This window comes from Bacteroides sp. AM16-13, from assembly GCF_003602705.1.
Taxonomy (GTDB): domain Bacteria; phylum Bacteroidota; class Bacteroidia; order Bacteroidales; family Bacteroidaceae; genus Bacteroides; species Bacteroides xylanisolvens.
This window is the reverse complement of sequence record NZ_QTLK01000037.1, coordinates 21,002-41,772: the sequence shown is the minus strand read 5'-3', so window position 1 is coordinate 41,772 and position 20,771 is coordinate 21,002. Positions and strand designations below refer to the sequence as shown.

Genomic DNA, 20,771 nt, shown 5'->3' with positions numbered 1-20,771 from the left:
AGGTTCAGACATGATGCTGAACAATTACTTGTGAGACCTCTTGTCGCACATTAAGCTAACAAAGATAAATAATTGAGTTGATATTTATTCAATAAGTCGTACGAATTTTTGTTTTATCACAGCGAATCGATATAAATAGAAGCTTCTTTCCTGCAAGATTTAAGTATATTTGTCTGTATCTAATCCTTTTAAATGAGAAGAATTCTCTAATTTTGTGGCACAACTATTATCGTGAAAAATTAAATAAATATCAGCATATGTAATGCGACATTAACTTAACAATCTATTTACCATGAAAAGAAAAAAAACTTTTGTGGCTGCAGCTTTAGCAGCAGGCTTGTTCTTCTATTCTTCCTGTACTCCGACTGAAACAGCGGAAACAAAGGATTATACTCAATACGTTAATACCTTTATTGGTGCTGCTGATAATGGTCATACATTTCCAGGTGCGTGTTATCCTTTCGGTATGATCCAGACCAGTCCTGTGACGGGAGCAGTTGGTTGGCGCTATTGTTCTGAATATGTTTATGGGGATTCCCTGATTTGGGGATTTACTCAAACACATCTGAATGGAACGGGATGTATGGATTTAGGTGATATTTTGGTGATGCCGGTCACTGGCACACGTGCCCGTGCGTGGGATGCTTATCGTAGTCATTTTCCTAAAGATAAAGAAGCGGCTACTCCGGGATATTACACCGCAGAGCTCTCTGATCCACAGGTAAAAGCAGAACTGACTGCCTCTATCCATGCTGCCCTTCACCGCTATACTTATCACAAGGCTGATTCTGCCTCTATATTGATTGACTTGCAACATGGTCCTGCGTGGAGAGAAGAACAATATCATTCACAAGTCAACAGTTGTGAAGTGAACTGGGAAGATGCTCAAACACTGACAGGACATGTCAATAACACGGTATGGGTCAATCAAGATTATTTCTTTGTGATGAAATTCAACCGTCCGGTAGTCGATTCACTTTATCTTCCGATGGGCGAAACAGAAAAAGGAAAACGCATCATTGCCTCTTTTGATATGCAGCCGGGAGACGAGCTGATGATGAAAGTGGCTCTTTCCACCACCAGCATAGACGGGGCTAAAAAGAATCTGGAAGCAGAAATTCCTGCCTGGGATTTTGAAGGAGTAAGAGCTACTGCCCACAATGAATGGAATAACTATTTGAGCCGTATTGAAATAGAGGGTACCGATGATGAAAAGACAAATTTCTATACTTGTTTCTACCATGCATTGATTCAGCCTAATCAAATTTCAGACGTAGACGGTATGTATCGTAATGCCGCCGACTCTATTGTAAAAGCCGGAACTGGTGCTTTCTATTCTACATTCTCTTTGTGGGATACTTACCGTGCCGCTCATCCATTTTATACATTGGTGATTCCTGAACGTGTGGACGGTTTTGTGAATTCTCTCATCGAACAGGGTGAAGTGCAAGGCTTCCTACCTATTTGGGGATTGTGGGGAAAAGAGAATTTCTGTATGATTGGTAATCACGGCGTATCAGTCATTGCCGAGGCTTATCGCAAAGGATTCCGTGGCTTTGACGCTGAACGTGCTTTCAATATAATAAAGAAGACGCAGACTGTATCTCATCCGTTGAAGTCTGATTGGGAGGTTTATACGAAATATGGTTATTTCCCGACAGACCTGATAAAAGCAGAATCTGTATCTTCCACTTTAGAATCTGTATATGATGATTATGCTGCTGCCGATATGGCACGTCGTATGGGTAAAGAGGAGGATGCCGCTTACTTCGCGAAACGTGCTGACTATTATAAGAATCTTTTCGATCCGGAGACGAAGTTCATGCGTCCGCGCAAAGCTGACGGAACTTGGAAAGCTCCGTTTAACCCAAGTGCGTTGGCACATTCTGAAAGTGTCGGTGGAGATTATACGGAAGGAAATGCATGGCAATATACTTGGCATGTACAACATGATGTTCCAGGATTAATCCAGTTGTTTGGGGGAGAAAAACCTTTCTTGAATAAATTAGACTCATTGTTTACGGTTAAGCTAGAAGGTGAAAGTTTAGCAGATGTTACTGGATTAATCGGGCAATATGCTCATGGAAATGAACCAAGCCATCATGTGACTTATTTGTATGCACTGGCTGGTCGTCCGGAACGTACACAGGAATTGGTTCGTGAAATATTTGATACTCAATACAAAAACAAACCCGACGGACTTTGCGGAAATGATGATTGCGGACAGATGTCTGCCTGGTATATGCTTAGTGCGATGGGATTCTATCCGGTAGATCCGGTAAGTGCGGAATATGTATTCGGTGCTCCACAGTTGCCGAAGATGACTTTGCATCTGGCCGATGGCAAGACTTTCACGATTATTGCGGAGAATTTGTCGAAAGAACATAAATATGTAGATAGTATTACATTGAATGGCGAACCATATACGAAGAAAACAATCTCGCATGAGGATATTGTAAAAGGAGGAACGCTGGTATACAAGATGAAGTAATAAATTCGTTTCTGTACTGTTATGGGACTAATGATTTTAATTAATAGTGGTTGGGATCATAACTTATAGTAGAGAAGAAAAAAAGATACTGCAAGAATAAGTTGTACGACACCCGGGTCTCATGATGCTTGACACCCGGGTGTCAGCATGTTCAACACCCGGGTGTCGGTGTGCATGAGACCCGGGTGTCGTACAACTTAATACTACCAAATGAAATTAATTTGAAGCCATACGATTAAGTTTGTACTAATACAAACTTATTTCCCTACAATCCTACTCACCTCTATACGCTGCTTTTCAAACTTCTCATTATTGGTGTTGCGGTTACTAACCTCTTTACAGCGAATAGGTGCACTCATTTCAAGCAAGCGCAAAATCTCATTTAAAGATTCACCTTCAAAAGTCGCTTTATAGGAATACTTTCCTAATTCAGCGTCTTTCAGAATAAATTCCACGTTATAAGTCTGTCCCAAACGCTTGAATACATATTCCAGCGGGTCATCTCTAAAAATGAGTATTCCATCTTTCCATGAGCACCATTTATAAGTATTGGTCTTATTGACGTTATATAAAGAAGTGGCCAGATTATAGTCAATTTTCTCTCCCGGTGAAAGGGAAATCGTCTTTTTCTGGTCAAGAGTAACTGCGACCTTTCCTTTTACTAACGTCACTGCTGTTACATGATCCGGAGTGTATGCGTTCACATTGAATGCAGTGCCGGTAGCTTCTACAGTCAGTTGTTTGGTTTTTACGATGAAGGGATGCTCTTTATCGGATTCTACTTCAAAATAGGCTTCACCCTGCATCGAAACAACTCTTTGCTTATCATTGAATTGAGTCGGATACTTTAAAGAACTTCCGGCATTTAGCCAAACCTTAGAACCGTCAGGCAGATTAACTACCGACCAAGTGCCATAAGGAGTGAATAGCTCCTGATAAGTCTCTGCAATTTGAGAAGCGGGTTTAAAATAAAGATAAGCAGATAATATCAGTAAAGGAAGAAGTAAGATAGCTGCCACTTGCTGCCAATAGTGTAGGAAGGACAACTTAGGACGAACGGAAACCGGCTGGTTTGGATGGAGAATCTGCTCCATTACTTTTCTGTGCGCACTGTCCACATCTATCTCTTCCGGATTAAAAGCCGGGTGACTGACTTCCCACACATTCTTTTGTGATAGAAAGCTCCTATAGTTTTCGGGAGTAGCCGATATCCAATCATCCAGTACCTTTATTTCTTCTGGTGTAGCCTCTTTCGAGAGATATCTGGAGATTATAATTTCTATGTCTGAATCTTTATTTATCATATGCATTTTACCTTATATATAATAGACGTTTCAGAAAGAAAATCCCACATTCATTAGTGGAAAAGAAATAAAAAAAGTAGTAAATAAAAATCTTTTAATAAGATGCGGAGCTGCTTCAATGCTTTGCTGATACGTACTTCTACCGTTCTGACAGAGATATTCAGGCGATTGGCTATTTCCTGATATTTAATGTTTTCTAATCGGCTCATCTCGAACACTTCTCTTTCTTGAGGAGGTAATTGTTCCAATGCATTTTTAAGTTGCCGGCATAAATCAGAATACAGTATGTAGTTTTCTGTCGTATCTATATCTATAGAATCCGATTTAAGTTCGTAAGCAATGTGCTCATCTATAATCCTGCGATGGCGTAATTCGTCCAGACAGTAATTCCTGACCGCTTTCAGTAAATATGATTTTAGTGAGTTCTCAATTACCAATGATTTCCGGTCATTCCATAGTTTGAGAAAGATATTTTGCACAATATCTTCACAGGTAGATTTCTCCGGAATGTAAGTACCGCCAAACAATACCAAATCTTTATAATAAGCATGGAATAGTCGGGTAAAAGCCTGTTTATCATCCTGTTTTAGTGCTATTACCAGAAAACGGTCGTCGGAAGTCTGTTGTTGGATATTCGGCATAGTATTGTAGTAAAGGTTCTATTGTTGGGGGTAAAAATAGAAAGATTATTTGGGATAAACGATAGTTTGAAGAAAAAATAATGCAGATGAAAAAATAATGCGATATCCAATGTGGCTTTTATTTTTAGAAACGTCTTATTGATAGAAACGAGAGAAAAACACATTTATTAACCTTTAAATAATACAAGCCATGAGAAAGACATAATCAGTGAATTCAGCTTCCGACAACTGATAAAAAAAGGAAGGTCTGACTCACCTTCCTTTCCAAAGATTCAGTTATTCGTTAATCAACTTATTTGTAGAACCAATAACCAAACATGTAAAGGTATGAAACTTATTTCAATTAGAAAAATGAAAAAGAGAATTAATGTACCTGCGAATGTAAAAATGGGGAGAATCTGTGCTATATGGTTGTTTTGTATAGCTTTGCAAGCTGTCAGTATACCTATCCTGGCACAATCCGCCAAAATTACATTGCGACTGAAGAATGTGACTGTAGAGGAGGTCCTGACCAGTATCGAAAATCAGACAGAATATCGTTTCTTATACAACAAAGACATTGTTGATGTAAGTCGTATAGTAAGCATTACTGTGAAAAATGAACGGATGACTCTGGTACTGGATAAACTTTTTAAAGGCGAAGGAGTATCTTATACGATTGAAAAACGTCAGATTGTATTAAACAAAGTTTCATCTCAACCACAGGATAACAAACAGCCGGTCAAAGTGACCGGAAAGGTAGTGGACGAATCCGGAGAGGTTCTTCCGGGAGTGACTGTGATGATAGAAGGGGCTACTCAAGGAACCATAACCGGTATAGATGGCAATTACCAGTTGCAAGTTCCGGAAGGCTCGACACTGAAATTTACTTCAATAGGTTACACTACATATACGCAGAAAATTACCCGACCGATGACGTTGAATGTGACGATGAAAGAAGATTCGAAACAGTTGGATGAAGTTGTTGTGGTAGGGTATGGAACGACTACCCGTAAGAATCTGACAACTTCCATTGCAACGGTAAAAACGGAAAAAATATCGCGAGCCGCAACAAGTAATATGTCACAGATGTTGCTTGGGCGGGCTGCCGGACTGGAAGCTACGTTGACAAGCCCGCAACCGGGTGGAGCAGTTGACCTTTCAATTCGTGGGGCAGGTACTCCTATCTTTATAGTGGATGGCGTAATGATGCCTTCCACTTCTTTAGAGGTTGGAAACGGAAACCAGGTTATGCCCAACTCTATCAATCGTTCGGGATTGGCCGGACTTAATCCTGCCGATATTGAATCTATCGAAGTGTTAAAGGATGCATCTGCCTCCATTTATGGAATTGGTGCAGCCAATGGTGTCGTATTAATTACTACAAAGAAAGGTACTGAAACTCGTCCCCAAATCACTTATGAAGGAAATTATTCTATCGTGAAAAACTATCCGTATCTGGAACCTTTGAGTGGGGAAGAATATATGAATGTTGCCAACATTTTCAATAAAGAAAACTATTTATTTACGAACGGTATGTATCCTTATGGTGATAAACCTTTTGATAATAAATGGGTACCTCAATTCTCACCTCAACAGATAGCTGCCGCTCAAACAACAGACTGGCTGGATTGTGTATTAAAGGATGGTAGCATCAATAATCATAATATCACAATTACGGGTGGTTCTAAACTGCTGAAATATTATCTGTCCGGAAATTATTACAAACAGGAAGGTACGGTAGAAAACTCCGCTATGGAACGTTATGCTCTTCGGACAAACATTTCTTCACAATTGCTTCCATTTCTTAAGTTGACAGCAATTGTCAATGTAAATGAGAATGAATATACAAATTCAACTTCCGGTGGCGGAGGTGGTGGAAATGGGTACGATGCTATACAATCAGCATTGACTTATCCTTCTTATTTACCAATCAGAGGTGAGGACGGAAAGCCTACTTTATATTCAAATTACCCTAACCCGGCTGAAATGATAAAAGTTAGTGACCGGACTAAAACAAGCGGTTATTATCTAAACTTTGCTGCCGATGTGGATATAATCAAGGATATGTTGTCCTTCCGTTTGATGTATGGCATTAATAAGGAGAATGCTAATCGTAATCTGTATATTCCTTCTGATATATATTTTATGGACATGTATAAATCAAGAGGGCATTTGGGATATGTTGAACGTAGAAACCAAACTATGGAAGGCACGTTGACTTTCAAAAAGCAGTTTGGAGATTTGTTACGTGTCGATGCCGTAGTCGGTATGGGAAGGTATACGAACGATTCAAATGGACTTGAACTTGACTACGAACAGATTAACGATCACATTGCAGCTGATAAGGTGGAAGCTGCGGAAGGCGCTTTCTACCCGACTTCTTTCAGAGCAGCCGACGAACGTCGTTCTCAATTTGCCAGGGCAAGTGTGGATGTACTCGACAGATATGTGGTTGCCGCTACTATTCGTCGCGATGGAACGGATAAGTTTTTCCCGGGAAAGAAATATGCCTATTTCCCTTCAGTATCATTGGCTTGGAAATTATCTAACGAGCCGTTTATGAAGCATATATCATGGATTGACCAGTTGAAGATTCGTGGTAGTTATGGACAGACAGGTAATGATAATCTGGGTAGTTCGCTTTATGGCACTTTCAGTCTGGCAGCCCAATATATCAAGTTCTCTAACAATTCAGTGACTTATGTGCCCTATCTGCTTAGCGGTCCTGATTACCCGAATGTTACCTGGGAAAAGACTACCATGAAAAATATAGGTATAGACTTTTCAGTCCTGAAAGATAGAATCTGGGGAAGTTTTGATATGTTCCGCAATGATGTAACCAACTTGCTGGGATATGACTCTGCCTCTCCGCTTAGTATGACATCTTCCGTCCCGATGAATTATGGACATTATGTACGTTACGGATGGGATGCGACTATTAACTCACTAAACTTTGAAATCCCCCGTGTGTTTAAGTGGACCTCACAATTGACCTTATCACATCATAATGCCGTTTGGAAAGAACGGATGCCCAACTATTATTATGAAGAATATCGAATCCGCAAGAACGAACCGGTGAATGCTTATTATTACTATGAAACGGAAGGCGTTATCAACATAGATAAAAGCAATATGCCCGAATCGCAGAAATCTTTGCCGGCAGATGCGCAACAGCCCGGTTATCCGATTATTAAGGATGCAAATGGGGATAACAAAATAACGATTGATGATGTAAAGATGCGGAATACACTTCCAAAAATTCACATAGGCTTTGGAAATACATTTGTATACAAAGATTTTGATCTGGATGTATTTATGTATGGACAATTCGGACGTACACGCTATAACTATGCATATCGTTGGGCACTTGTCGGAGATGTATATTACACGAGTCCCAAGAATTCAAACAAATATGTCTATACTATCTGGAATTCTCAAACCAATCAGAATGGAAATCGGCGTGGTATTGCTTCAACAAAGGCTGTCGCTTTGCCTGGTAACGTAGGTTTTGAGGAAGATTATCAGAATGCTTCGTTCGTACGTGTCAGGAATATCACTTTAGGATATAACCTTTCAGGAAAAAAGCTGGGAAGAGTAGGTGATTATGTGAGTTCTATCAGAGTTTTTGTCGACTGTCAGAATCCGTTTACTTTTACCAAGTTTGTAGGTGTCGATCCTGAAATAAAGACGGGTGGCGACGGCTCCAAAGCGGAGTATCCAATGACGAGAACATACTCCTTCGGAGCAAAAATATGTTTCTAAGAAAACCTGTAACGAAAGAAAAGATTGAAAATATGAACAAGAATAAATTATTTAAGGTGTTTGTCATGATTGCATTTATCATGTGCAGTTGTGAGGATAATTTTGATCCGAAGATGTATGGCACGTTGAATGTTTCTAATTATCCGGTGACTGAAGCCGAATACGAATCATTTATGATGACCTGCTATATGCCTTTTACAACAACATGGACCTATTGGATCGGTGCCGGAACAAGTGGCAATCAGCACGGTTGGTATATCCCTGCCGGAGGTGTACTGAAGTTCTTTGATTATCCGACAGATGAGGTGGCTGTGTGGAATAATGGTTGGGGAGGCGGATATTATTTCCTTTCTAAAGCCGATTTCAGTCAGTGTGTTTATTACGCAAGCGGTACATTAAGCGATGAAAACCCGAACCACTTTCCGAAAGTAAGTGAGATTTCCTACTTCACCAATGTGATCGGCACACTGGAGAAGGCTTCTACCGAAGTGGTCTCTGAAGAGCGTAAAAGAGAATTTATTGCTGAAGCCCGTCTTTGTCGTGGATTGATGATGTATTATTTATTGCATGTATATGGTCCTGTTCCTTTGATTGTCGATCCGAACGACCTGATTAATCCTTCAAAACTGGAAAATCTGGTACGTCCGACATTGCAGCAAATGACGGAGTGGATTATGGCTGATTTTGAGTATGCTTATCAGTATATTGCAGATACACAGCCGGAACAGGGACGTTACAATAAAGACTATGCACGTGTATGCATCATGCGGCATTGCCTGAATGAAGGCTATTATATGTCCGGTTATTATCAGAAAGCGATTGATATGTATAACGAGTTGAAGGGACGGTATAGTCTTTTCAAGAAAGGGGACAATCCTTATATCGAGCAATTCAAAAATGCCAATAACTTTAATTCGGAAGTGATTATGGCTGTCAGTTGTGATGAAACGGCGGATGGTACGAATAAGTCCGGCAACTTTAACCCGCTGATGATGCTTGCTACTCCCGATAATGCAGCCCGAGTGGACGATCAGGGAAATCCGACTCCTTTCTATCTGCAAGGACAGGGATGGGGGCAAACTTTCAATGTGTCTCCGAAATTTTGGGATACGTATGATCCTTCGGACAAACGTCGTGAAGTGATCCTTACTAAATATTATACGACTGCAGGAACCTGGATTGACCGGAATACTACTACATGGGACGGGTTTATCATTAATAAATTCCCGGTGGAAACAGCTACGGCTTTTCAGGGGACTGATATACCGTTAGCCCGTTGGGCAGATGTATTGCTCATGTATGCGGAAGCCGAAGTACGTAAAAACAATGCAGCTCCGTCCGCTGACGCTATTGCTGCGGTCAATGAGGTGCGTAAGCGTGCCGGACTGGGTGATCTTCCGTCATCGGCAACAGCGAATGTTGAAGCTTTCCTGGATGCTTTACTTACGGAAAGAGGACATGAAATGTTGTATGAAGGGATGCGTAAAATAGATCTCATCCGTTTTAATCAGTATGCGCAGCGTACAGCGAAGATCAAAGGAGTGGCTCCTACACATCAATATGTGCCTATTCCTAATTATGCGGTTCAACAAGCTTCGGAATCTTATGGAAAAGTGTTGGTACAGACATTTGAACGTGAGGGATGGAAAGCGGATCTTGCGGCAGCTCGCAATTAATGTCATCATTCATTATTGTTAAACTAGAGATCTTAAGAAAAATGAAAAAGATATATGTATTATTCATGTCGTCGTTATTGCTCCTTTCGTGTGCAAAAGATGATGTTAGTAAGCCAAGTGAATGGCCGGAGTGGCCTACACCTTCAAAACCTAAAATAGAAAATGCCGTATTGCGGGGAGTGAATGGTGAAACGGTTGTGGCGGCTGGTGATAAAGTGAAGTTCACCGCACAGGTCAGTGATGAATATAATGATTTGGTTTCATTCCAATTATTAGTGACAATGGATGGAGCCGAAATCTTGAATTTGTCTAAAGGCTTGAGCGGACGTTCTGCGGTTATTGAAGAGGAAGCTACTTTACCTTTTGTTGCCGGTTTCCAGAATGGACGTCCTGTGGTGACTATAAAAGCTGTAAACGATTTAGGTGGCAATGAATCGACCCTGACTTTGGATGAGGCCGCAAGTGTGGCGGTGACCCGTCCGGAAACACCTTCCCAATTATACCTTGTTGATGATTTGGGAAATGTGTATGAAATGGACAAGGAGAGTCAGAATGAAACGGATTATAGTTTCCGGACGAGTGCGGCGGATTTGGCAGGGATTGGCGACCATTTTAAAGTTGCCGAAAAGATAATAAATAATAAACCTGATTATTCCGGTTTGGTATGGGGATATTCAGACAATAAGATCGCGATTGTGACTGATGATGCAGCTACTTCGATTCCGACTCCTAAGGTAGGAAGTTATACATTGGAGAATATCACTTTTGATATGTTGAGTTTTCTGGCTGATAAGACTTTGACATACAGCATTGATATTGATAAGTCCCGCTTCTTTGATGTGGGAGGAGGATATGTCCAGTTGGATGTTCAGTTGGTAGAAAGTGCCAAGATTAATTTTATAGGTTTTGGTAGTGATGTTACCAATATGCTCCGGCCGGAATTCTTTAAAGATGTATCAGGGAGCAAAGCAAAATTCGATGGTCCGTCGGTACTTTATAACTTGAAATATAATACATCAAATGGTTTCATGTATATGGAACGTCCACGGGATGTTTTTTATCCGGAGGTGATGTATATTCTCGGTACTGGAGTCGGATTTCCACGCGAACCTTATGTGGCTACGCTTGCTTGGGACTTCGCATATCCTCACCAATGGTTCTTCTTTAAAAAGGTCGGTGCAAGTGCCTTTGAAGCAGTCGTTTACATTGACCAAACTATGGGATTTAAGTTCTATCGGGGATATGGTTGGGCGCAAGAGGAGGACACGAAGAATCTATATACGGTTGAGCCTGCTAACCTGATAACGAGAAACGCTCCCGGTGATTTGATTCCCGGTCCTGATTTTAAAGCCGGACTTTATACAATACATATTGATAAAGCCAGTGAAGTGATACGATTGACTCCTTGCAATTAAGAGGGGCATGATTAATAGTCTTTAATTTAATATTCAATAGAATTATGTATATATCAATGAAAACATATAGTAAGAAATTTCTGGTTACGTTTTTTTTCTCGATGTTGCCAATGTTATTAATGTCTTGTTCGATGGATCCGGAGAAAGCCTCTTTTTCTATTTCCGGGAATTTGGAGAAGTTACAGATCGGTAATGACGGTTTTACGGAGGTTTATTCGATAAAGTCTAATACGGAATGGAAATTTGTAAACGAGACGGATCAGTCTTGGGTTACCGTCTCACCGACCAAAGGAAGTGGAAACGGAACTGTGACAATTACTGCAAATGCAAATACTGGAACCGGACGTACGGCTGTATTCCGCGTGGTACCTAATGGAGTAAAGACACAAGAAATTGAGATCATTCAGGGTAATTCTTATATCCCTACAACTGATGGAGAATTCCCGATTATAGCATGGACCGGAGTGGAAGCAGACAAGTCGCTGGAGAAATTCCCGGTGATGAAAGCATCCGGCATTAATATTTATCTGGGATGGTATGATGATTTGGAAACAACATTGAAGGTGCTTGACGCCGCACAGAAGACCGGAGTGAAAATGATAACTTCTTGTAAGGATCTCTTGTCTGTTGCTACTGCCGAAGAGGTCGTAAAAGCGATGATGAATCATCCGGCTTTGTATGCCTATCATTTGAAGGATGAACCGGAAGTGAATGATTTGCCGGGCTTGGGCGAATTGGTGAAGAAGATTAAAACCATCGACAGTCATCATCCTTGTTATATCAACTTGTACCCCAATTGGGCATGGGGGAAAGAACTTTATTCTGAAAATGTAAAGTCGTTTATAGAACAAGTCCCTGTTCCGTTTATTTCGTTTGACAATTATCCTATTGTATCTATAAATGGTGCTCCCAGCATTGTCCGTCCGGACTGGTATCGGAATCTGGAAGAAATATCGGCTGCTGCTAAAGAGAATAATAAGCCGTTCTGGGCATTTGCACTTGCACTTTCCCATAAACTTGATGAAACTCATTTTTATAAGATACCGACATTGCCCGAGTTGAGATTACAAGTTTTCAGTGATTTGGCTTATGGTGCGCAGGCAATCCAGTATTTTACCTATCGCGGACTTCAACATGACGAACCGACTGAAGTGTATGATTTGGTCAAGACAGTTAATCAGGAAGTACAGCAACTTGCGGGTATATTCTTGGGAGCACAGGTTATTTCAGTATCTCACACCGGAAGTGAAATACCTGAAGGCACGAAGGCTTTGGGAAGTCTGCCGACTCCTATAAAATCATTGACTACGAGTGATACAGGTGCTGTTGTCTCTGTCCTGGAGAAAGGTGGTAATCAATATCTTGTGGTAGTAAATAGAGATTTTCGTAATGTGATGAACCTGTCTATCGATGTGGATAGTTCTGTTAGCAGAGTGTTGAAAAATGGTTCAACGACTACTCCGGACGGCTCTACGATAGCAGTCGAACCGGGTGATATGGTAATATTTACATGGAGAAAATAAAAAGATTTTTAATTTGATAAAGTAAAACGATTATATGAAAAAGATATTACTTTCCTTTTTTATTGGTGTTATGTTGATTGCCTGCAACCAGAAAACTGTCTCTGTTCGTGAGGTCTGGACGAAAGAGCAGGCTAATGAGTGGTATAAACAATGGGGATGGCTTCGTGGATGCGATTTTATTCCAAGCACGGCAATCAACCAAATGGAGATGTGGCAGGCAGATACTTTTGATCCGGTGACTATTGATCGTGAACTGGGGTGGGCGGAAGAAATAGGCATGAACTGTATGCGCGTATATTTGCATCACCTGGTTTGGGAAACAGATAAGGAAGGCTTTAAGAAACGTATCAATGAATACCTTACTATTGCCGACAAGCATCATATCTCTACCATCTTCGTCTTCCTGGATGATTGTTGGAATCCTGTATATCAGGCTGGCAAACAGCCGGAACCACAGCCGGGAGTACACAATTCGGGATGGGCACGTGACCCGGGTGATCTGTATTATAAAGGCGATACGGCAGTGATACTTCCGGTATTGGAAAGCTATGTGAAAGATATCCTGACTACCTTTAAGGATGATAAGAGAATCGTATTATGGGACTTATATAATGAACCCGGAGGTTCGGGAGGATATAGATACGGTGAAAGAAGTTTGCCGTTATTGCAGAAGATATTTACGTGGGGACGAACGGTGAATCCGTCACAACCTCTGTCGGCCGGAGTTTGGGATATGAGCCTGACTAATCTGAATAAGTTCCAATTGGAAAATTCGGATGTGATAACATACCACACGTATGAAGGCGTGAATTCGCATCAGCAACTCATTGATACATTGAAGCAATACGGTCGCCCGATGATTTGTACAGAATATATGGCACGTACTCAAAATAGTACTTTCCAGGATATTATGCCAATGCTGAAGAGAGAAAATATCGGTGCAATCAACTGGGGACTTGTAGCTGGAAAAACAAATACGATCTTTGCATGGGACACTCCATTGCCTGATGTTGTTGAACCTCCATTGTGGTTCCACGATATATTCCGTAGTGATGGAACCCCTTATTCGACAGAAGAAGTGGAATGTATTCGTTCATTAACTAAATAATTCCCTTATGATAACTATGAGGAATATATGGATAATGATGTTGGGGATATGCCTGTTTGGTTGTGGGGCTGGTAAACAGCCCCCTTCCTCACAGCTATCCTTAACATGGAAACTGGAAAAAGATAGTGTGGAAGCCAGATATTTTAAGAATACATTCTGTCTGACGAATAATGGGAATAAATCCTTGACTAATAATTGGGTGATCTATTTTAATCAGACACCTATTTATTATCAGCAACCTATTAATGCACCGCTGGAAATTGAATGTTTGGGTTCGACTTACTATAAAATGTACCCCACTGAACACTACCAGGCATTGCCACCGGGTGAAACAATCACTTTTACCATATTGAGTGAAGGAAATGTGATTAATGTGTCCTCGGTTCCTGAAGGGGCTTATATGGTAACTACCGATGAAAAAGGAAAACCGTTACAACCGCAAAATGTCCCCATCGAGATCGAGCTTTTTAAGCCCGATACCCAATGGGTTAGCTCGAGGAACAGCTTTCCCTATGCAGATGGAAATTATTTCTATAAGCAGAATGATGATTTTAGCAAACCGGTAGATTGTGATATGCTTTCTCTTTTTCCTGCTCCTAAAAAAGTGGAAAAGACGGGCGGTGTTTCTTCTTTCTCTCAAAAAGTCTGTCTGAAGTTTGATGATGCGTTTAAAGAGGAAGCTCTTTTATTGAAAAGTCAATTGACTTCATTATTAAGATGCAGCGTTTCCGATAAGGATGAAGAAACAATCATTGAATTGAAGAAAATGGAGGTTCCTATTACCTGTCAATATCCCGATGAATATTACGAAATCGTGATAAAGAATAACCGGTTGACTTTGAAAGCTAGTGATACACATGGCATATTTAATGCTTGTCAAACATTGCTTGCCTTATTAGATAACATGGAACTAACTTCTTCTCCGATACCTAATCTTCATATAACCGATTATCCGGACATGGGGCATCGGGGAATTATGTTGGATGTATCCCGCAACTTTACAAAGAAAGCGGACCTGCTGAAACTGATCGATATATTATCATTCTATAAGATGAATGTACTGCATTTGCATTTGAGTGATGATGAGGCCTGGCGTGTGGAAATACCCGGATTGGAGGAATTGACAGAAATAGCTTCTCGCAGAGGACATACCATAGATGAACAGACATGTCTTTATCCTGCGTATGCCTGGGGATGGAATGAGACAGATACTACTTCGTTGGCCAATGGATATTATTCTCGCAGTGACTTCATGGATATTCTGAAATATGCGAAAGAAAGGCATATCAGAGTTATTCCCGAAATAGACATTCCCGGACATTCCCGGGCAGCGATTAAAGCCATGAATGCCCGTTATCAGAAATATATAGATACAGATCAATCGAAAGCGGAAGAATATCTTTTGACTGACTTTGCAGATACTTCCCAATATCTGTCGGCACAAAATTTCACAGACAATGTGATTAATGTTGCCATGCCTTCCACTTATCATTTTCTTGAAAAAGTGATTGACGAAATCGTGCAGATGTATCAGGATGCAGGAGTAGAACTGACTGCTTTCCATGTGGGTGGAGATGAAGTGCCGGAAGGTATTTGGGAAGGTTCTTCTATCTGCCGCACTTTTATGCAAGAGAACGGACTGACTAAGATACGGGATCTGAAGGATTATTTTCTGGAACAAATATTGGAAATGCTGGACAAACGTAACATACAGGCAGTCGGATGGCAGGACATTGTTATGAATCCTGATAATACCGTTAACGAACATTTCAAAAACAGTAAGGTCTTAAATTATTGTTGGAACACTATTCCGGAGCAGGGTGGGGATGAAGTACCGTATAAGCTAGCTAATGCGGGCTACCCGATTATACTCTGTAATGTGGGTAACTTCTATTTGGATATGGCCTATTGCTATCATGTGGAGGAACCGGGATTGCGTTGGGGCGGTTATGTGGATGAATATGTGACGTTTGATATGTTGCCTTTTGATATTTATAAGTCTTTGCGACGGAATTTGAAAGGTGAACCTGTTGATGTGAAAGCTGCTTCAAACGGAAAACAACCCTTGACAAAGGAAGGTTATCAGAATATCAAAGGTCTATCCGGACAAATATGGTCGGAAACAATCCGTAGTTTTGAACAGGTAGAATATTATCTTTTCCCAAAAGTCTTCGGATTGGCAGAACGTGCTTGGAATGTTCAACCATCGTGGGCATTATCTCCGGACGGCAAAGTATATATGGATGCCAAACGGAAATACAATGCCGGTATTATAGATTATGAGTTGCCACGTTTGGCAAAGCGAGGAATAAATTTCCGGGTGTCTCCTCCCGGTATTATGATAAGGGATGGATTACTACTGGCTAATACTGCCATTCCCAATGCGGTAATCCGGTACACAACCGATGGAAGTGAGCCTACGGAAAGTTCCATAGAATGGCAAACTCCGGTAGTATGCAATGCTCCACTGATAAAAGCAAAGGCTTTCTATCTAGGAAAAGAGAGTGTAACTACCGTATTGTTTAATAGATGATATATAAATAAAAAGCTATTTTAATAATGTTAGAATAGCTTTTTATTTATGCATTTATGAAATTTTACATATTAAGGGGCTGCTGAAATTCTAGCTCTTCTTTACAATATTCAACAAATTTAAAACTGGAAATATGACTATTAATATTAATTGATGGTTGAAATATGAATACATTTTTCGACTTGCGTTTTAATTAATTTTTTCATATTTTTGCAGAGTATTTTTTGAATATTAGTGAAAGACATGAGTAATTTTGTAAAAATGAGAGGATTCTTTTTGTTTGTACTTCTTCTCATTAATGGTACTGTAAGCAGGGGACAGATTTATAAGTACATAGGACTGGAAGATGGGTTGAATAATCAGAAAATATACCATATCCAAAAAGACCGACGGGGATATATGTGGTTTCTGACTCAAGAAGGGATAGACCGTTATGATGGCAAACATATCAAGCATTACAACTTTTCAGACGATAACATGACGTTGGATTCACGGATTGCCTTGAATTGGCTTTATATGGACAACGGAAATGTATTATGGGTAATTGGTCAGAAAGGTCGTATTTTTAGGTATGATTCGCAGCATGACAAGTTTGAACTGGCTTATGTGCATCCGGAACTGATCAGAAATAAGTCGCAAGCATTTCTGGATTATGGTTATTTGGACAAGAATGACCGTATATGGTTGTGCTGTAAAGATAGCATTACCTGGTATGATACCCATACCGGAACAGTGTTACATATGTCGGTGCCGGTCGACGGTGAAATAACTACCATTGAACAGACAGATGGTAACCATTTTTTTATAGGTACGGGAAGTGGTTTATTTCGTGCCGGAATAGAAGAAGGGAAGTTAAAGGTGATTCCTGATGAAGCGTTGGAAAGCATCGCTCCAGTGCATGAACTTTATTACCATGCTGTTTCAAAGCAGTTATTTGTGGGAAACTATAAAGAGGGAATACTTATATATGACATGGGGGGAACAGGAAAAATCATCTCTTGTCAATTCCCCAATCATGTAGAGATTAACCAGATTGCTGCTTTAAACGCTCATGAACTTCTAGTGGCTACTGGGGGAAAAGGTGTATATAAGCTGGATGTGAATACATACATGAGTGAACCCTACATAACAGCTGATTATAGCAGTTATAACGGGATGAATGGAAATAATATTAATGATGTCTATGTGGATGAAGAAGATCGCATCTGGCTCGCAAATTACCCCACTGGTATTACAATCCGTAACAACCGTTATGGAAGTTATGACCTGATAAGACATTCTCTTGGTAATACTCGGTCACTGGTGAACGATCAGGTTCATGATGTGGTGGAGGATAGTGACGGTGACCTCTGGTTTGCAACCAGTAACGGTATCAGTTTCTATCAGACTGATACAAAAGAATGGCGTTCCTTCTTTAGTTCCTTTGATCCGGTACCGAATGATGAGAATCACATTTTTTTAGCGCTGTGTGAAGTCTCTCCCGGTGTAATGTGGGCTGGTGGTTATACATCGGGTATTTACAAGATAGAGAAGAAGAAAGGGTTTAAGGTAACTTATCTTTCTCCTGCTGCCATTGCAGGAGTACGTCCCGATCAATATATTTATGACATTAAAAAAGATTCGGGAGGTGATATCTGGTCCGGTGGATATTATCATCTGAAGCGTATCAATCTTGATACTAAAAATGTACGTTTATATCCGGGAGTAAGTTCTATTACTACCATTCAGGAGAAGGATGACCGGCTGATGTGGATTGGTACGCGAATGGGGCTCTACCTGCTTGATAAAGAATCCGGAATTTACCGGTATATTGATCTGCCTGTTGAATCTCCCTATATATGTGCATTATACCAGAGAGAAGACGGTATCCTGTATATCGGTACCCGTGGAGCCGGACTTCTTGTTTATGACATTAATAAGAAAAAGTTTATCCATCAATATCGTACTGATAACTGTGCGTTGATTTCCGACAATATTTATACAATTCTTCCGCGTCAGGACGAGAGTCTTCTGATGGGTACGGAAACCGGTATTACAATCTATTCCCCCCAGAAACATTCTTTTCGTAATTGGACACGGGAACAAGGATTGATGAGTGTCAATTTTAATGCAGGTTCTGCCACCGCCTGGAATAAAAGCACACTTGTTTTTGGCGGTAATGAAGGTGCAGTTAAGTTCCCGACAAATATACAGATACCGGAACCGCATTACTCACGCCTGTTATTACGTGATTTTATGATTGCTTATCATCCTGTTTATCCGGGTGATGACGGATCTCCTTTGAAGAAGGACATTGACGAAACTGACCGGCTGGAACTAGCTTACGGACAAAATACATTTTCCCTTGATGTGGCATCCATTAATTATGATTATCCTTCCAACATTCTTTATTCATGGAAAATTGATGGTTATCATAAAGAATGGAGTCGTCCAAGTCAGGATAACCGGATTCTTGTCAGAAATCTGCCTCCTGGCAGTTATACGTTACAAATTCGTGCCGTATCCAATGAAGAGAAGTATAAGACTTATGAGACAAGGAACATTCAGATTGTTATAACACCTCCGGTATGGGCCAGTTTGTGGGCTATGGTGGGATATGCAATTCTGTTGGTATTGGTTATGATTATCATCTTTCGTATCATCATGTTGCAAAAGCAGAAGAAAGTGTCGGATGAGAAGACACGGTTCTTCATTAATACGGCTCATGACATACGTACGCCGCTTACGTTGATAAAAGCTCCGCTGGAGGAAGTCATAGAAAATCGTATGGTGACCGAACAGGCGTTACCCCATATGAATATGGCTCTTAAGAATGTAAATACATTGCTTCAGCTGACAACGAACTTGATAAATTTCGAACGGATAGATGTCTATTCATCCACTCTTTATGTTTCCGAGTATGAGCTGAATACTTTTATGAATGATGTTTGTGCTGCTTTTCGCAAATATGCTGAAATGAAACATGTCAGGTTTGTTTATGAAAGCAATTTTGACTATCTGAATGTGTGGTTTGATAGTGACAAGATGGGATCTATTCTGAAAAATATCTTGTCGAATGCATTGAAGTATACACCTGAAGAAGGTAGTGTCTGCATTTCCGCTTGTGAGGAAGGAAACACGTGGAGCATTGAGGTGAAAGATACGGGAATTGGTATTCCTTCGTGCGAACAGAAGAAATTGTTCAGGAACTGTTTTAGAGGTAGCAATGTTGTCAATCTAAAAGTGACAGGTAGCGGAATAGGGCTGATGTTGGTATACAAACTAGTCAAATTACATAAAGGCAAGATTCAGATTCAGAGCAATGAACAACAAGGCACTTGTGTACGAGTTACTTTCCCGAAAGGAAATAGCCATCTTCATAAAGCTAAATTTATTTCTCCCAAGCTGCCGGATGAACGTCCGGAGACTATCATACCGGGTAGTATTTCTGATTTGCCGGCTATGGAAATATCCCAGATAAACAGTTCCTTACAACGGATCCTGATAGTGGAGGATAATGATGATTTGCGCAATTATCTGGTGGATATGCTGAAGACGAGTTATAATATTCAGGCTTGTCCGAATGGAAAGGATGCACTTATCATAATCAGGGAATTTAATCCGGATCTTGTTATATCCGATATAATGATGCCTGAAATGAGCGGAGATGAACTTTGTTCAGCGATAAAAGGGGATCTTGAGATGTCTCATATTCCGGTCGTTTTGCTGACAGCATTGGGAGACGAGAAGAATATGCTAGAAGGGCTGGAAATCGGAGCGGATGCTTATATCACCAAGCCTTTCAGTGTAGGAATACTCAAGGCAACGATTAAGAATTTGCTGGCGAATCGTGCTTTGCTCCGTCAGGTTTATAATAGTATCGAAGAGGAAGAACAGAAATTTGCGGTTAATTGTACTAATACTCTGGACTGGAAATTTATTGCTTCGGTCAAGGAATGTATAGAGAAGAACATGAGTGATCCGGATTTTAATGTAGAAATGCTTAGCAGTCGCCATCACATGAGCCGTACGAGTTTCTTTAATAAATTAAAGGTCTTGACAGGTTATGCTCCGGCTGATTATATCCGGATGATACGTTTGCAACATGCTGCACAATTGCTAAAGCAGGGCGAATATACAATAGCGGAAATTACCGATAGGGTCGGGTTCTCGGATGCGAAATATTTCCGTGAGGTATTTAAAAAGTATTATGGTGTAAGTCCGAGCAAATATGGAGATTCGGAAAATACAGAACCTTGTCCGGCAAGCAATTTAAAAAATGAGAAATAGTAGGCAGCGTATATAAACATTGTTCTATGCCCGGTTGTTATGTTTGGCAAACAAATATATATTCTGC

10 protein-coding genes are annotated in these 20,771 nt (G+C 40.5%); 8 read left to right on the top strand and 2 right to left on the bottom strand.

Features of this window, described 5'->3' with window-relative positions; translation table 11 throughout:
- The first annotated feature begins 292 nt into the window (after positions 1-292).
- Positions 293-2,491 (top strand): GH92 family glycosyl hydrolase, encoded by a 2,199-nt coding sequence (locus DW173_RS21945; RefSeq protein ID WP_120145228.1) that lies wholly within the window; start codon positions 293-295, stop codon positions 2,489-2,491.
- Positions 2,492-2,748: 257 nt separating this feature from the next.
- Here the strand turns inward: DW173_RS21945 and DW173_RS21940 are convergent, their stop codons facing one another.
- Together DW173_RS21940 and DW173_RS21935 are read right to left on the bottom strand one after the other, a co-directional pair.
- Positions 2,749-3,795, bottom strand: coding sequence for a FecR family protein (locus tag DW173_RS21940; RefSeq protein WP_120145231.1), 1,047 nt, complete (start codon positions 3,793-3,795; stop codon positions 2,749-2,751).
- Positions 3,796-3,848: 53 nt separating this feature from the next.
- A complete protein-coding gene (locus DW173_RS21935) occupies positions 3,849-4,436 on the bottom strand; it encodes an RNA polymerase sigma-70 factor (protein ID WP_004310625.1) in 588 nt (195 codons plus the stop codon).
- Between the two features lie 327 nt (positions 4,437-4,763).
- Here DW173_RS21935 and DW173_RS21930 point away from each other — a divergent pair, with 327 nt between their 5' ends.
- The 7 genes from DW173_RS21930 to DW173_RS21895 all read left to right on the top strand — a co-directional run bounded on the left by DW173_RS21930 (position 4,764) and on the right by DW173_RS21895 (position 20,704).
- A complete protein-coding gene (locus DW173_RS21930; protein ID WP_118219650.1) occupies positions 4,764-8,180 on the top strand; it encodes a SusC/RagA family TonB-linked outer membrane protein in 3,417 nt (1,138 codons plus the stop codon).
- A 32-nt stretch (positions 8,181-8,212) separates the two neighbouring features.
- Positions 8,213-9,856: a RagB/SusD family nutrient uptake outer membrane protein gene (locus DW173_RS21925; protein WP_008645075.1), complete on the top strand. Its 1,644-nt coding sequence runs from the start codon at positions 8,213-8,215 to the stop codon at positions 9,854-9,856.
- On the top strand, positions 9,856-11,271 hold the full coding sequence (locus DW173_RS21920; protein WP_120145227.1) for a DUF5125 domain-containing protein: 1,416 nt from the start codon (positions 9,856-9,858) through the stop codon (positions 11,269-11,271). Before DW173_RS21925 ends, DW173_RS21920 begins: the two co-directional genes overlap by 1 nt.
- 44 nt (positions 11,272-11,315) lie before the next feature.
- Positions 11,316-12,794, top strand: coding sequence for a BACON domain-containing protein (locus DW173_RS21915; RefSeq protein ID WP_120145226.1), 1,479 nt, complete (start codon positions 11,316-11,318; stop codon positions 12,792-12,794).
- A 34-nt stretch (positions 12,795-12,828) separates the two neighbouring features.
- Positions 12,829-13,902 (top strand): cellulase family glycosylhydrolase, encoded by a 1,074-nt coding sequence (locus tag DW173_RS21910; RefSeq protein WP_015531699.1) that lies wholly within the window; start codon positions 12,829-12,831, stop codon positions 13,900-13,902.
- Between the two features lie 7 nt (positions 13,903-13,909).
- Entirely contained in the window at positions 13,910-16,435 is a 2,526-nt protein-coding gene (locus DW173_RS21905; protein ID WP_120145225.1) for a family 20 glycosylhydrolase, read from the top strand.
- A 243-nt stretch (positions 16,436-16,678) separates the two neighbouring features.
- Entirely contained in the window at positions 16,679-20,704 is a 4,026-nt protein-coding gene (locus DW173_RS21895) for a hybrid sensor histidine kinase/response regulator transcription factor (protein ID WP_120145224.1), read from the top strand.
- The last annotated feature ends 67 nt before the right edge of the window (positions 20,705-20,771 follow it).

Excerpts from the sequence above, each read along its gene's own strand:
- DW173_RS21925 (WP_008645075.1), top strand. The coding sequence starts at position 8,213 with ATGAACAAGAATAAATTATTTAAGGTGTTTGTCATGATTGCATTTATC.
- DW173_RS21915 (WP_120145226.1), top strand. The coding sequence starts at position 11,316 with ATGTATATATCAATGAAAACATATAGTAAGAAATTTCTGGTTACGTTT.
- DW173_RS21930 (WP_118219650.1), top strand. The coding sequence starts at position 4,764 with ATGAAACTTATTTCAATTAGAAAAATGAAAAAGAGAATTAATGTACCT.
- DW173_RS21895 (WP_120145224.1), top strand. The coding sequence starts at position 16,679 with ATGAGTAATTTTGTAAAAATGAGAGGATTCTTTTTGTTTGTACTTCTT.
- DW173_RS21935 (WP_004310625.1), bottom strand. The coding sequence starts at position 4,436 with ATGCCGAATATCCAACAACAGACTTCCGACGACCGTTTTCTGGTAATA.
- DW173_RS21945 (WP_120145228.1), top strand. The coding sequence starts at position 293 with ATGAAAAGAAAAAAAACTTTTGTGGCTGCAGCTTTAGCAGCAGGCTTG.
- DW173_RS21910 (WP_015531699.1), top strand. The coding sequence starts at position 12,829 with ATGAAAAAGATATTACTTTCCTTTTTTATTGGTGTTATGTTGATTGCC.
- DW173_RS21940 (WP_120145231.1), bottom strand. The coding sequence starts at position 3,795 with ATGATAAATAAAGATTCAGACATAGAAATTATAATCTCCAGATATCTC.
- DW173_RS21920 (WP_120145227.1), top strand. The coding sequence starts at position 9,856 with ATGTCATCATTCATTATTGTTAAACTAGAGATCTTAAGAAAAATGAAA.
- DW173_RS21905 (WP_120145225.1), top strand. The coding sequence starts at position 13,910 with ATGATAACTATGAGGAATATATGGATAATGATGTTGGGGATATGCCTG.